The 14,774-nt window shown below is 27.0% G+C and carries 15 protein-coding genes; 6 read left to right on the top strand and 9 right to left on the bottom strand.

The annotated features are described in order from the left end of the window. Positions 1-427: 427 nt before the first annotated feature. The 3 genes from HGG69_RS02585 to HGG69_RS02595 form a co-directional block, all read right to left on the bottom strand. Positions 428-589, bottom strand: coding sequence for a hypothetical protein (locus tag HGG69_RS02585; protein ID WP_169604769.1), 162 nt, complete (start codon positions 587-589; stop codon positions 428-430). Continuing rightward, positions 543-695, bottom strand: coding sequence for a pseudouridine synthase family protein (locus HGG69_RS03215; RefSeq protein ID WP_169605223.1), 153 nt, complete (start codon positions 693-695; stop codon positions 543-545). Before HGG69_RS03215 ends, HGG69_RS02585 begins: the two co-directional genes overlap by 47 nt. A gap of 580 nt (positions 696-1,275) precedes the next feature. Then, positions 1,276-4,062 (bottom strand): hypothetical protein, encoded by a 2,787-nt coding sequence (locus HGG69_RS02595; RefSeq protein WP_169605227.1) that lies wholly within the window; start codon positions 4,060-4,062, stop codon positions 1,276-1,278. A gap of 470 nt (positions 4,063-4,532) precedes the next feature. Here HGG69_RS02595 and HGG69_RS02600 point away from each other — a divergent pair, with 470 nt between their 5' ends. The 3 genes from HGG69_RS02600 to HGG69_RS02610 all read left to right on the top strand — a co-directional run bounded on the left by HGG69_RS02600 (position 4,533) and on the right by HGG69_RS02610 (position 6,627). Then, entirely contained in the window at positions 4,533-4,925 is a 393-nt protein-coding gene (locus tag HGG69_RS02600) for a hypothetical protein (RefSeq protein WP_169605228.1), read from the top strand. A gap of 190 nt (positions 4,926-5,115) precedes the next feature. Beyond that, on the top strand, positions 5,116-5,280 hold the full coding sequence (locus tag HGG69_RS02605) for a hypothetical protein (protein ID WP_169605229.1): 165 nt from the start codon (positions 5,116-5,118) through the stop codon (positions 5,278-5,280). A 252-nt stretch (positions 5,281-5,532) separates the two neighbouring features. Continuing rightward, a complete protein-coding gene (locus tag HGG69_RS02610; RefSeq protein WP_169605230.1) occupies positions 5,533-6,627 on the top strand; it encodes a hypothetical protein in 1,095 nt (364 codons plus the stop codon). Between the two features lie 76 nt (positions 6,628-6,703). Here HGG69_RS02610 and rpsO read toward each other — a convergent pair whose 3' ends face one another. From rpsO to truB, 4 genes are all read right to left on the bottom strand, one after another. Then, positions 6,704-6,970, bottom strand: coding sequence for a 30S ribosomal protein S15 (gene rpsO, locus HGG69_RS02615; RefSeq protein ID WP_169605231.1), 267 nt, complete (start codon positions 6,968-6,970; stop codon positions 6,704-6,706). Positions 6,971-7,056: 86 nt separating this feature from the next. After that, on the bottom strand, positions 7,057-7,887 hold the full coding sequence (locus HGG69_RS02620) for an FAD synthase (RefSeq protein WP_169605232.1): 831 nt from the start codon (positions 7,885-7,887) through the stop codon (positions 7,057-7,059). Next, positions 7,887-8,711 carry a YcsE-related riboflavin metabolism phosphatase gene (locus HGG69_RS02625; protein ID WP_169605233.1) on the bottom strand — a complete coding sequence of 275 codons (825 nt, stop codon included), beginning with the start codon at positions 8,709-8,711 and terminating at the stop codon, positions 7,887-7,889. Before HGG69_RS02625 ends, HGG69_RS02620 begins: the two co-directional genes overlap by 1 nt. A 9-nt stretch (positions 8,712-8,720) precedes the next feature. Further along, positions 8,721-9,569, bottom strand: coding sequence for a tRNA pseudouridine(55) synthase TruB (gene truB, locus HGG69_RS02630; RefSeq protein WP_169605234.1), 849 nt, complete (start codon positions 9,567-9,569; stop codon positions 8,721-8,723). A gap of 98 nt (positions 9,570-9,667) precedes the next feature. Here truB and HGG69_RS02635 point away from each other — a divergent pair, with 98 nt between their 5' ends. Next, positions 9,668-9,973: a DUF4298 domain-containing protein gene (locus HGG69_RS02635; RefSeq protein ID WP_169605235.1), complete on the top strand. Its 306-nt coding sequence runs from the start codon at positions 9,668-9,670 to the stop codon at positions 9,971-9,973. A gap of 120 nt (positions 9,974-10,093) precedes the next feature. Further along, positions 10,094-11,812, top strand: a complete 1,719-nt coding sequence (locus tag HGG69_RS02640; RefSeq protein ID WP_169605236.1) for a M28 family peptidase — start codon at positions 10,094-10,096, stop codon at positions 11,810-11,812. 99 nt (positions 11,813-11,911) lie between these two features. On the opposite strand, the gene HGG69_RS02645 is transcribed toward HGG69_RS02640, so the two are convergent. After that, entirely contained in the window at positions 11,912-12,379 is a 468-nt protein-coding gene (locus tag HGG69_RS02645) for an MORN repeat-containing protein (RefSeq protein ID WP_169605237.1), read from the bottom strand. 162 nt (positions 12,380-12,541) lie between these two features. Next, positions 12,542-13,141, bottom strand: coding sequence for a 30S ribosomal protein S4 (gene rpsD, locus HGG69_RS02650; RefSeq protein WP_169605238.1), 600 nt, complete (start codon positions 13,139-13,141; stop codon positions 12,542-12,544). A 472-nt stretch (positions 13,142-13,613) separates the two neighbouring features. Here rpsD and HGG69_RS02655 point away from each other — a divergent pair, with 472 nt between their 5' ends. Continuing rightward, positions 13,614-14,675, top strand: a complete 1,062-nt coding sequence (locus HGG69_RS02655; protein ID WP_169605239.1) for a hypothetical protein — start codon at positions 13,614-13,616, stop codon at positions 14,673-14,675. Positions 14,676-14,774: the final 99 nt, after the last annotated feature.

A 14,774-nucleotide genomic window follows, 5' to 3' on the forward strand; every position in this document is an offset into this window, starting at 1 on the left:
AAAAGACACTTAATATAAAAAGTGTCTTTTTGTAATTATTTATTCTAATTAAAGTAATTTTTATTGGTGTTTTTTTAACAAGAACTTCTAAAAATCAATGAAACTTAACTTTCTATTTGTAATTACAGTATTTTCATCGCCAAAATCTTACGATGTTTCAGATCAAAAATAGTTGCAACAAATAACCAGGTGGAGCATACTCGGGATTTAATATTTTAGGCGCTTCATATTTGCCATCAATTTCCTCATCTCATTCTTCAATTATTTTGACATATAGGTTTGGATATATTCTGGTTTTTCCGGAATATTAATATTGTTTCTTGACTAATACCCTTTATTATTCCTAGAATATTAGTTTTTTAAAGTGTTATCAATTCATCCTTATTTAATGCATGTATTTTTATACCAAATAAATCTCTAAAGTTATTTAATTGTTTGTTTTTGGTTTTTTTGCAAAGTTATATTTAAAAAGTTCACACATTACCGCATCTGTATTTAATAAATTCGCTAAATCATGAAGAATTGAACGAATATATGTTCCTTTAGAAACATATGAAAAAAAATTCAATAATGCCATTGTTTTTATCATATTTAATCAAATCAAAAGCATAAATCTTTATTGAATTAGCCTTTAGCTCGATAGTTTTATTTTGCCTCGCTAATTCGTAAACTCTTTTACCGTTTATTTTTTGCACTAAAAACTGGTGGAACTTGCATAGTTTGGTTTTTAAGTATATTAATTGGTCTCTCAACTTCTTCTTTTTCAATGTTGAATCTAGGCAAAATACTTATGAGATCAATGTCAATATCATACGAATTACTATGTTTGAAAAGTTGCATTTTGTTCATCTTGTGTTAAATTGTTTGCATTATAACTTTTGTAATCGCTGGATCATTAAAATTAAAAATTTGTTTTTGAACAATGGTTTTGTTTTGCGGAGTAGTTGTTTTTCATTTATTTTTCATTACAGTTACAGTTACATCATTAGCAACAGAAATTTCTTAATCGGTTAAATTAAAACCTTTATTTGCATCTTTATTTTTTTTATTTAGACTCTTTTTTTTAATCCGAATATACGCTTTTAATTATTGTTATTATTCGCAATATTAAGCATGTATAATTTTATAATATTTTAAAAAAGTACCTCGTGCTACTTAAAGTAAGTTTTTTACACTTTTTTTAATATTTTGAGGATAAAGTATAATTATTCAATTGGGTTTTTTAGGCAAAAAGACACTTTTATATTAAGTGTCTTTTTTTATTTATAGTGATTTTTATCGGGTTTGTTTTTTTACAAGAACTTCTAACGACTCCACTATTCTTAAATTATTATTTGTAATTATAGAGTCTTCATCACCGGAAAGGTTAGATGTTTCCACATCAAATGAAAGATTTAATCTAAAAGCTAAAGGTACATACTCATGATTATAAATTAATGAAATTTGGTATTTCCCATCCATTTCCTCATTTCAGTCTTCTGGTTTTTTATCATCAGGGTCAGGAATAAATTGCGGTACTTCTGGGGTATTTATAATGTCATCATAATACTTGTTAATAAAATTATTATATTCATCTTTATTTTCATCCGTTATTGTAATGGTTTGCTTATTTTCTAATGTAATTACGTCACCTGTTTTAAATATTTTCTTTTGGATTGTTATCAATCCATCATCAGTAAAATCAGTTACTATAAATTTTTCAAGTGGTAGTTCTTCTTTAATACTTGTTGGTTCTGACGGTTTTCATTTTATATTGTCTATATTTTTAATCTTATATATTTTTCTGCCTTTTTCCATTGTGATTTGTTTTTTTATTATATTGTTCTCAATATCATTTCCCGGTTGTTTTTCTGAAATTTTAGAAACTGGAGGAATTTCAGACTTAACTTTAACCTTTTTAGGTAATTTATTTGGCTCTTTCACAATGATAAAAACATGTTCATTACCAACGCCAAAAGTATTAATATCAAATTTAAATGTAGTACCATTTGGAAAATTATTCGCATTAACAATATATTGTTCGGCGTTTAAATGTTTAATTGGTGTACTCATTGATAATGCGACAACTTGTTCTGTTGCTATGGGAATAAGATCTATTGCTTTATCAGCAGGAATTGTAAATTCCTTACCTGCACTTGGAGTTACAGTAACTTCTCCAGTTAATTTATTAACAATAATTTGATCATCTGAAAGATTTAAAGAAGCATTGGCATTTTTAATAGATTCTTTAATTTTAGCTTCTTCAGAATCTTGAATGTCAGTTGAATTTGCTACTGGTGTTAATTCTGGAAGAACATATGTTGCTTTATCAGTAGTAATTACAAATTTCTTACCTGCACTTGGAGTTACAGTAACTTCTCCAGTTGATTTATTAACAATAATTTGATCATCTGAAAGATTTAAAGAAGCATTGGCATTTTTAATAGATTCTTTAATTTTAGCTTCTTCAGAATCTTGAATGTCAGTTGAATTTGCTACTGGTGTTAATTCTGGAAGAACATATGTTGCTTTATCAGTAGTAATTACAAATTTCTTACCTGCACTTGGAGTTACAGTAACTTCTCCAGTTGATTTATTAACAATAATTTGATCATCTGAAAGATTTAAAGAAGCATTGGCATTTTTAATAGATTCTTTAATTTTAGCTTCTTCAGAATCTTGAATGTCAGTTGAATTTGCTACTGGTGTTAATTCTGGAAGAACATATGTTGCTTTATCAGTAGTAATTACAAATTTCTTACCTGCACTTGGAGTTACAGTAACTTCTCCAGTTAATTTATTAACAATAATTTGATCATCTGAAAGATTTAAAGAAACATTGGCATTTTTAATAGATTCTTTAATTTTAGCTACTTCAGAATCTTGAATGTCAGTTGAATTTGCTACTGGTGTTAATTCTGGAAGAACATATGTCGCTTTATCAGTAGTAATTACAAATTTCTTACCTGCACTTGGAGTTACAGTAACTTCTCCAGTTGATTTATTAACAATAATTTGATCATCTGAAAGATTTAAAGAAACATTGGCATTTTTAATAGATTCTTTAATTTTAGCTACTTCAGAATCTTGAATGTCAGTTGAATTTGCTACTGGTGTTAATTCTGGAAGAACATATGTCGCTTTATCAGTAGTAATTACAAATTTCTTACCTGCACTTGGAGTTACAGTAACTTCTCCAGTTGATTTATTAACAATAATTTGATCATCTGAAAGATTTAAAGAAGCATTGGCATTTTTAATAGATTCTTTAATTTTAGCTACTTCAGAATCTTGAATGTCAGTTGAATTTGCTACTGGTGTTAATTCTGGAAGAACATATGTTGCTTTATCAGTAGTAATTACAAATTCCTTACCTGCACTTGGAGTTACAGTAACTTCTCCAGTTGATTTATTAACAATAATTTGATCATCTGAAAGATTTAAAGAAGCATTGGCATTTTTAATAGATTCTTTAATTTTAGCTACTTCAGAATCTTGAATGTCAGTTGAATTTGCTACTGGTGTTAATTCTGGAAGAACATATGTTGCTTTATCAGTAGTAATTACAAATTCCTTACCTGCACTTGGAGTTACAGTAACTTCTCCAGTTGATTTATTAACAATAATTTGATCATCTGAAAGATTTAAAGAAGCATTGGCATTTTTAATAGATTCTTTAATTTTAGCTACTTCAGAATCTTTAATATTGGTTAAACTTTCAACTAATGTTCTAGGCGGTTCAATAAACATTAACTCAACAGTTCGGGTCATGTTAATTGTTATCGGTGAAAGACCATTACGTTTTATCGTTACGTTACCTTTATTATCAATAAAAATTTCTTCATCAGTTAAATTTAATGATTTATTTGCACTCTTGATGTTTTCTTTAATATTTTTCTTCTCAGATTCTGAAATATTATTAATATCAACGACTTTTGTTAGTGCAAAATTATTCAATTGAATATCAACAAACAAATTTTCATTTAAATTTAATAATAAAAATGAATTTGTTGCTAATGATGTGGATAAGGTAGTTAAAGTTAATAATTTAATTAACGTTTTCTTTTTTAGCTTTTTTTTCATAAAATCTCCTTAATATTTTAAATTACATTCTGATTTTAAATAAGTATTTTTTAATAATATAGAATATAATTAGTTTAATGGGATAAATTTTATTATATCATTGATTAATAAAGTAAATTCTAAAAGACGGGATTTAAACTGATTTCCGACGTAAAACAAGGCAAAAAATTTGTTCATGCGAAACTACCCAAATATATACATGGGATTAAGATGAGCTTAAGCATCATAAAGGTTCAGAACAAGAAAATGTAGAGGACAGGTGTTATCAAAATATCTTTAAAATAATTTAAACAAGGGACAGCAACATTTTATTTTGCAAATGAGTACATTAATAAAAGTGGTAAATCAAACTTAACACAAGTTAATGAATGACATTTTAGAAAACAAATCCCTACACTGATACAAAGTTAAAAAAAACAGAAATGATTTTAATATAAAATTAAAATGTTAAATTTTAAAAAGAAGTAAAAATGCAAAAAATAAAATTGGTGAGATACTTTTTATCAGAAACGTTCGATGAAAATAAACAGATTTCTTTCAATTTAAAAAGGGTAAATGAAAAACAAATCATTAATTTTAAACATTTATGAGAAGGAATTGAGAAATTTAATAAATTAGGCAATAAAGATATTGATAATGGTTATAAAGCAAAAGTTTGATTTCATAAAAACAGAACTTTTAGAGGTAGTGCAAGTCCTAAGGCGTGCGAAATCATCATCAAAAGATTAAAAGAAGAAAAAATCAAAGAAATTGATGCTATTGAATTTATTAATAATGAAAATTTGGTTGAAAAAAATATTTCAAAATCAAAAAATAATGAAGACAGCAAAAAGGATGGATTAATAACTTCACAAAAAAAATAATGATGTGTTATCTTCAAAATGTGATCATAAAAAATCTGAGTCTACTTTAGAAAAAAAAGTGTTCATGTCGCAACGACATAAACACCACATCTAAATTATTTTGAATTTTATACTGATTTTTAATAATTTTATTAATTATAACAACAATTTTTTCTAGTGCTTATATTGGAGCATGAGGGAAAGCTCATAAATGATGATAGGAGTAATATGAATAAAAAAAACTTTAATGTTTGGACCTTTGGGCATTGGCATTGCAGCTAGTGTAACAGCTACAACAGCAATAGTCTTATATTTCAATAACAAAAACACAAATAATCAAGAAGATGACATTAATCCGCAAAAAAAACATGAATAATGAACTAATAGAAAAAATAAATCATTTAACTGACCAATTTAATGATTTAAAAACAAGGATATTCCAGAAAATGAATGAGAAATTAATAACATTCAAAAATTAATCACTATAGAAAAAAACACGGATAAACCAGATTTAAATAAAATATCACAATTAGAAGAAAAAATAAGAAACATTGAAAATGCAATATTATTATCAAAAACTAAAGATAGTATAAATAAAATTACATCTTGAAATGTCGGTAGGGATAAAATGTCATCTAGTGAATTTGATGATAAAACATTAGTTGAATTAGAAAACAATGTCAATAATTTATTAGAAAATGAAGAAAAAATAAATTTAATCAAGTTATTTAACCAAAAGAAAGAAAGTGTACAAAAAAACAAAAAACTAAAGATAGCACAAGAATTTATGTATAAATTCGCTGATTCTATTACCTCTGATATCAAAATTGTTGACAAAGAAACAAATAATGTTTTGAAAACTGATGAAATAAAAAATTTTAAAAATTACAGGGATTCCATTTTAGAAGATTTAAATGTTGATCAAATTGAAAAATTAACTACATTTGAAGATAACACATGAATAAATCCGTTTATTTTTATTATGCAGTATGAAAATATCAATGGTGTTAATATATTAAAAAACGATACGTTACACACAATGGAATTAATGGTCAATTCACTTGTTCAAATTAATTCTGAAATAAAAAATAAATTGAAAGCAAAAATTAACAAATTAGGAGAAATTTTAAATTTAGCTAAAAAAACTAATTTTTTGAATGCATATAATGATGTTGTAAAATACTTTCATAAATATTGAGATAAACCAGGATTGCGAGATACCAATAAATTGCCAAGTAAATTTGATAATAGCAAAATACTGTTATCAACAGAATTAGAATCATTAAAACAAAAATACAATATAGATACTGAAATTTTTGAAATAAAAGATTTTGATGAATACGGTATGAAATGTATCAAGTTAAAAATATTCAACAAGAAAAATTTAGAAATATACACCATAACACAATTCATCGATATTTGAGGATATAAAATTAACTTTACTAAGTTAAATAATGAAAAAACAAAAATTAAATTTAATATTTTAAACAATGATCAAACATGAGAAAATATAACTATAAATGACATTGAAATTTCAGTTGAATCTTTTAACGGTGGTGTTTATTATCAATCTGCTAAAGATGTATCAATTAACAAACAAGATGATAAATTATCAATAAAATATAAATTGAAATATAACGGCAATGAATCTGATGATTTTTTTGAAAAAGAATTAACGAGACAACAGTTTCAAACTGCAAAACAAAATAAATTTCAAATATAAAAAAAACAACACCAATAAATTATGGTGTTGTTTTTATGTAAGAAATACATTATGGTTTTATTAATTTGAAAAATAATTATTTACGTATATTAAGTTCTTGAATAGTTTTTAAATATTCATCGTAACTATCATTTTTTAAATAATTCAATAAAGATTTACGGCGGTTAACTTTAGCCATGAATCCACGCATTGAGTGAAGATCCTTTTTATTGTTTTGGAAGTGTAGTTTTAAACTTTCAATATCTTCTGTTAATAATGCTATTTGAACTACAACTGAACCTGTATCTTTATTATTTTTACCAAATTTATTGATAATTTCTTGTTTTCGATGTTTTGTTACCATTTTAATCCCTTCTTAGCCCAGCAATAAATCCCTTTATAACCGAGCAAAAAATTGCATTGTTTTTTTATGCTAGTTAATTATATACGTTAAAGTGATTTTTTAAACATTTCTATCGATTTTTTATTATCAGATTCAAATATTTTATTTTCAGCAATGTGGTTTATGTGCCTTATTTCTGAAATAATTTCTATTAATACTTCATCAAAATATAAAATGTCATAATTTAAATCAAATATAATAACTTGATTATGTTCAGTACCATTAATATGTATAAATCCGTGGTATTCAATGTTTTTGAATACAAAATTAGTTAAATAAATACCATTAGGAATTGTTTGAATATTAACAGGAAATGTGAATTTATAATTACTAATTGAAGTTATAAATGAGTATTTATCAATTAAAAATTGATTCACGGCACTTATTTTTCCCTCTTTGATTAATTCTTTTAAAACAGATGAAGATATTTTTAAATTCGCTATTTTTTTTAATTTAACTGAATGAGTATCGAAATGTTTTTTTAATTCATCTACAGTGCCGGTTCTATTGAAACCAAAGCGATAATCACTTCCACAAACAATTTTTTCAACATTTATTTTTTTAAGCTCTTCAATAAATTTATTTGCAGATATGTTTTTGAATTCTTCATTAAATTCAATAATGATGGTTATTTCCACCCCTAATTTATCCAATGTATAAATACGTGGTTTTAATTGTTGCACTTTAATTATGTTATTCATAGATTTGTCTTTAAAAAGCAAAGAAACAATAACCAACTCCGGGTTATTGCTTCGTAATTCTTTTGCTTTTTTAAATAATTCATAATGACCTAAATGTAGTGTTTCAAAAGAACCCAAAACCAATATTGTTTTAGCTTTTGATATTTGGTTAATAAGTGGTCATTTAAAAATTGTCATTATATTATTATTCCTTCTTCTAAAAGAAATTTGTATGCACCTTGCTCAGTAACTGGTTTTGCAACTGCTTTAGCTTTTGATTTTAATTCATCGCTTGCATTTCCCATGGCAACACCAAGACCTACTTGACTCAACATTTCTACATCATTACTTGAGTCCCCGAACGCTACAACATCTCTTAGATTAATACCCTTCATATTACATAATATTTCCAAACCTTTTGCTTTATGAACATCTTTAGCAGCAATAAATACTCCTCCAGTTCAAACAGCTAATACCCACATATCTAAATTATTATTTTTGAATAATTCTTTGTAAAACGCTCCGATTTCTTTATTTTCCTCACTATTAACTGTGATTAAGTAGTTGGGGTCATCTTTATTATTATCGTATTCAGATACGTCGACAAAATCAGCTTTAAAGGGTTCGGTGAATCAATGATTAATATCAAAAAGTTTGTTGTAATATCCTTGTTTTTTACCAATGAATTGGTATGGTAGTTGTAATTTTTCTGTTGCTGTTTGAAAAACTTTAAAATCTTCATATGGTATAGATTTTTCAAAAATATATTCTCTTGTAGTTAAATCCATGATAAATCCACCATTTGCCCCAATTAAATAGTCAACATTCGGTGTATTAATTTTGTCACCGATTGTAAAAATATCTCTACCGGTACAAAACGCTGTAATATATCCTTGTTGTTTTAATTTAGCAAACATTTCAACAATTTCTGGTTTTAATGGTTGATTTTTTTGTCCATCTTCAAATGGCAATATTGTTCCATCAATATCGAATGCTACTAATTTATATTTTTTATCAGGCACGACATCCTCCTATTGTGATAACTTATTCAAACGGGGTCAAAAAATTTTGATGATATCTGTCTTATCATCGTATATCTTAGCAATTGCCACTATTTCATTTTGGTATGCTAATAATGTTTCTTGATTAATACCCTTTATTATTCCAAGAGTATTGGTTTTTTGAAGTGTTATCAATTCTTCCTTATTTAATGCATGTATATTTATACCAAATAAATCTTTAAAGTTATTTAATTGTTTGTTTTTTTGGTTTTTCTGTAAAGTTATGTTACCTGTAGCGGTTCTAAAAAGTTCACACATTACAGCGTCGGTATTTAATAAATTTGCTAAATCATGAACAATTGAACGAATATATGTTCCTTTTGAAACGTGGGCAAAAAATTCAATAACTCCCTTATTTTTATCGTATTGAATTAAATCCAGATCATAAATTTTTATAGGATTAGCCTTTAGCTCTACGCTTTTATTTTGTCTTGCTAATTCGTATGCTCTTTTACCATTTATTTTTTTCGCGCTAAAAACCGGCGGAACTTGTGTAGTTTGTTTTTTAAGTATATTGATCGCTTTTTCAATGTCTTCTTGTTCGATATTAAATCTTGGCAAAATACTTATTGTTTCAATGTCAATATCGTACGAATTGCTATGTTTAAAAAGTTGCATTTTGCATATATATTTTTTATCTTGTAATGTCAAATAGGATAACAATTTCGTATCTTCATCTGTCGCTACAATTAATAGACCTTCTGCAAGTGGATCTAATGTACCTGCATGACCAATTTTTTTAATATTGTTTTCTTTCTGAAACTTTTTAATAGCCTTAAAACTCGATATTCATTTTTCTTTATTTAATGCATAAAACATAATCACCTCATTTGTATTTAAATTTTAACTAATTATTAAAACATCAATTAAAAATTATTATTTATATTTGTTATTATTTTTTTAAAAGAGAGGGGCAAATGAAGGATTATAAACACATAGAAACAATGGAAGATATTTTGAATAACCACGAAAAAAGCATTGAAACATTAAATGAAATACTGAAATCCACTGAAAAAGAATTGAAAAATTACTCTAAATTAGTAAATTATTATTTCAGCAAACAATGAATAAATGATTACAATGACGATAGCAAAGGTTTGATTCCAAAAAACATAAATAGAGGGGTTTTATCAGAAGATCTGATACATAATTTAATTATAACTTACAATGAAACGGCATTACAAATGATCGAATTAGGTACAAAAATTTTGAAAATAAAATAAATATTCATTTTGGTTTTATATAAGTTCAAGTTAAAAAAAATAACAAAAAAACAATTTTTTTATTTAATTGTTTTTTTGTTATTTCGTTTAATTTTAAAATCCAAATAGAAGGAAGGAAAAATGAAAAAAAATAAAAAAATATTAAATATTTTAACTATGGGAACTATTGTTTCTTTAGCATTTACACCATTATTGGCAATATCATGTAACAAAGTAGAAGATAAAAAAAATGACGAAGAAGCCATTAATAAACTTGTAAATGAAAAAATACAAAAAATTAAAGAAGAAGAAAACAAGTTAAAACTAGAACAAGAAAATGCAAAAAACACTGAAATTGCTAACAAAACAGTTTCAAAATACTGAGATAAATTCTTGAATGAAAATCACGGTAGATGATCTGGAAATAAAACCAATTTTAATGACGTAAATACTGGTAACGATGGAATACAAAACATCGGAACAAACGGTGAAATTACTGACGCTGATTTAATAAAAAAAGCGAAATTTAATTTAGACACTAAAATAGAAGAAAATGTGGATACTTATGGATCTTTCCACGCTTATTTATGATTGAAAAAAGAGTTAACAGATTTGGGATATAAAAACAACACAGAAGTTGTAAAATATCCAGCTCAAGCACAATTACAAGAAGCAACTGGCGAAAGAGCGGCGAACGCCAGTAAAACATATGTAGCTGCAAAAGGTACAAAATCATTAACAAAAAATCTTGTTGTTCGTGAAGATCAAACAGATGTACAATCAAAACTAAACGAAGATGGTTTTGTTACTCAAGGATTTTTATGACATGGTAAAGATGCTCCGCAGCGTCTTGGAAAAACATACAATAATTTTGGTACAAATATAATTGTAACAATCAACCCAGATAAAGAAAAATTCAAAGATGTTGAGGGAATTAAAGATTTATACATAACAAGTCACTACGATTCAACTGGTTATGCAGAACATGGTCAAGGTGGCGATGTAATCAAGGGAAGATCGTCATGAGGGGCAACTGATAATGCGACTGGTGTTGCAATTACATTAGCTATGTTAAAACATTATTCAAACCCAGAAAACAGAAAAAACTTAGGTGTTAGATTGCACATTGTTTTTGCAGATGCCGAAGAAATGGGAGTTTACGGAACAACTGCTTTTGTAAATAGCTTTGTTGAAAAAAGCGACAATGTTATTGGCGCTATAAACCTTGATACTGTATCAGGTGGGGATCATGTTTATGTTCACTCACGCGGAGCTTTTGGAACTACATTTGGAGACCAAGTAAACCCTGGACAAACAGCAATTAGAGATCAAATTATAGCAATATCTCAAAGAAGAGCTGAATTATTAAATGATTTATCACAAGCATTAGAAATTCACCCTTCATTACAAAATTCAGAAGAATTCGAACCTATAACAGTAGGAGGAACTGGAGATTGATCAGATCATGAACCATTCCACCAAAAAGGAATTAGAACCGCATACTTTGAATCAACAAATTTTGACATATTATCGAAATATGAAGTATTCGATGGTTATGCACAAGTTAAAGACGATTTTGCATGAATAGATAAAAATGGTAATAAAGTAAAATTAGTAAAACAAAGTATCAATGGCGGTGTTTTAGAAAAATGAGTACTACCAGAAGGTATGAAAATGTCTGATATTAAACTTGCCGGTGATATTTGACATAGTGATTTTGATACACCTCAATTTATGAAAGAACACTATGGTAACCGTGTTTATAAACAATTAGACACAATTTTTGAATCAATTACTGAGTACATTCGTTCAGTATACTCATTCGATGAAAAAACAAAAACAATTTCATACATAGATTAATAAATTATTTATATAAAATAAAAGACGTTTCAAATAAAGGAAACGTCTTTTTTTAATACTTAATAAAATTAAAAACATGAATTGTTATCTATGTTTTTTTTACTTTACTTTGTGACCGTGTAAAAATGTACTTTCAACAATTTCACCGTTTGCTTTAACTAATTTTGATTTACCGTCTTTTGTGTTTTTAAAATATGCATAATATTCAATGTCACCATTCGCAAAATAAAATGTTGCTGGACCATGTAAATAATCATCAACGTACGTGCATTCTTCACGATTACCATTTGCATAGAAAAATATTGCCGGACCATGTTTTAAATTATTTTTAAAAACATATTCTTCCCTATTACCATTTGCGTACTGCATGAATCCCGGACCTTCTGCACGACCATTTACGTATGTATATTCTGCCCGATCCCCATTTGGAACCTTTAAAACAGATAATCCGTTTTTAACTCCATCAACATATGTATAAGTTTCAGTTGTTCCACAACGAAAAAAATAGATTGCTTCTCCTTGTTTAACTCCATCTACTAATTCAAATTCTTCTCTTTGTTCGTACATATAACTCCTAATCTATATTTATAAATAGATTTTAGCAAAAAACCGTTTTTTACTTAAAAAAACAGGCAAAAACAAAGCTTTTGAGTTTTTTTAAAACATTTATATCAAAAAAATATTATAAAAATCACAACAGTCTGTTGTGATTTAATATTATTATCGCTATTAACGGTTGTAGTACTCAACGATTAATGATTCGTTGATTTCTTGGTTTAATTCACTTCTTTCTGGTAAACGAGTAAATGTTGCTTTAAATTCTTCACGTTTGATTCATTCAGCAACGTGTCTTTCTTCCATAGCACCTTGGATTTCTGAGTTGTTGTGTGATTTTGATTTTAATTCAATAACATCATTGATTTTGATCATCATTGATGGGATATTAGCTTTTTTACCATTGATTGTAAAGTGCCCGTGATTTACTAACTGACGTGCTTGTTGACGTGTTTTTGCAAATCCTGCACGATAAATAACATTGTCAAATCTTGATTCTAAAGTTTGTAAGAAGTTTGTACCTGTAACACCTGGTTTTTTAGCTGCTTTGAAAAATGTATTTTTGAATTGTTTTTCGTTAACACCATAAATGAAACGAACTTTTTGTTTTTCGTATAAGTGTAGTCCGTAATCTGTTAACTTAACACGTTTTTGTCCGTGTACACCTGGTGCGTATTTTCTTTGTTTTCCTTTTGCGAATTCTTTACCTGTTTCTAATAATGAAATCCCGTAACGACGAGATTTTTTAAAAATTGATCCTCTAAAACGAGCCATAATTTTTCCTCTTTTCTGCAAGGACAATGTCAACTCCGAATAAATATTCTGTTTTTAATGATTTCAGTTTACAGCTTACTTACTCTCAAATCAATTGAATTCAAAAGTTTCTATTCGTGTTGTACTGCTGTGTCAATGCTTATATATTTTACAATATAATTTTTTTATTTATAAAATATTTTCAATTTGTTCTTAAGTATGTATTTATTACATTTTTCTTTTACTTGAGTTTTTATATTTTTTGTTAAAAAAACTTTTTCTTTCAACAACAAAAAAAACAGCATCAATACATTTTAAAAGCTGTTTCAATATTTTTACCTTTTAAGGTAATATTAATTTTTAAAAATATTTTTAATTATAATTAATATGTATATCTTTATGAAAGTAGAGTAAAAAATCAGTTAAAAAAGGCATATTTGAGAGGATTATATGAAAAACAATCAAAATAAAAAAAACTAAAACACTAGCAAAATTGTTGACATTAGCAACATTATCTGCAGCACTTACCACCAACATTGCATTAATATCAACTCTTCAAGACGATAGTTGCGCGATTTTGGTAAAAGGTGACAAAAATAAAACAGCTGAAGAATTTGCTGCTGGAGTTAAAAATAAAACTATATCGCCAGAATTGGTGAATGTTGACAATACTGATGAATTTAACTACCAAGTTACAGATGCTATAAAACAAAATGATGATAGTGTTATTGTTACAGTTATAAAAACTGCTAAAAATAACACTGATGAATCAGTGGAATATAAGATAAAAATTCCAGCTGATCAATTTAAAACTCAACAAGCTAAAACTCTAGATCAAGTTATTGCTTTAGGAGAAGCAAACGTAACATCAATAGCTGATGATGAAGCTGTTATTGAGTTAATAAAAGCTGAAATGGATAAATTAAATGATGCTGATAAACAAGCATTACAAAATGTTATTGATGAAGCGCAAGCTAAAGTGGATGCTAAAAAAGCTCAACAGGCTAAAAACTTAGATCAAGTTATTGCCTTAGGTGAAGAAAATGTGACATCAATAGCTGATGATGAAGCCGCTATTGAAGCATTGAAAGCTGAAATGAATAAATTAAATGATGCTGATAAACAAGCATTACAAAATGTTATTGATGAAGCGCAAGCTAAAGTGGATGCTAAGAAAAATACTGAATTAAAAGCAAGTAATTCAGCACAAATGAATGATAATCTAACATTAGTAGGAAATATATATAACCCACAAAATGAATCTAATGAAGAAAAACGAAGACAATTATTTGATTTGGGTAGAGGGATAGATTTAAGTATTGAAGAAACTATGTATATACAATTCAATAATGATAATGATTGAGTAAAAAACTGATTACCATCAGATAAAAGTTATTTAAATAATTTATTTGAAAGTAGAAACAAACTGATGAAATCAACTAAAGAAATAGAAGATTTCTTAGCAAATGGTGAGACTAACTATCCTGATATTGACGAATATAACAGAGTTGGTACTCGTTTAAATCAAGAATTTGAAGAAGCTAAAACAAATTAATTGAAGCAAAACATAAATTCTACTAAAGACATTAAGGGAGCAGACAATTCACAGTGAAGATTAAGTGAATATTCTAACTTGCTTGATATGACTGACGAA

Source organism: Mycoplasma phocoenae, assembly GCF_012934855.1.
Lineage (GTDB): Bacteria > Bacillota_I > Bacilli_A > Mycoplasmatales > Metamycoplasmataceae > Metamycoplasma > Metamycoplasma phocoenae.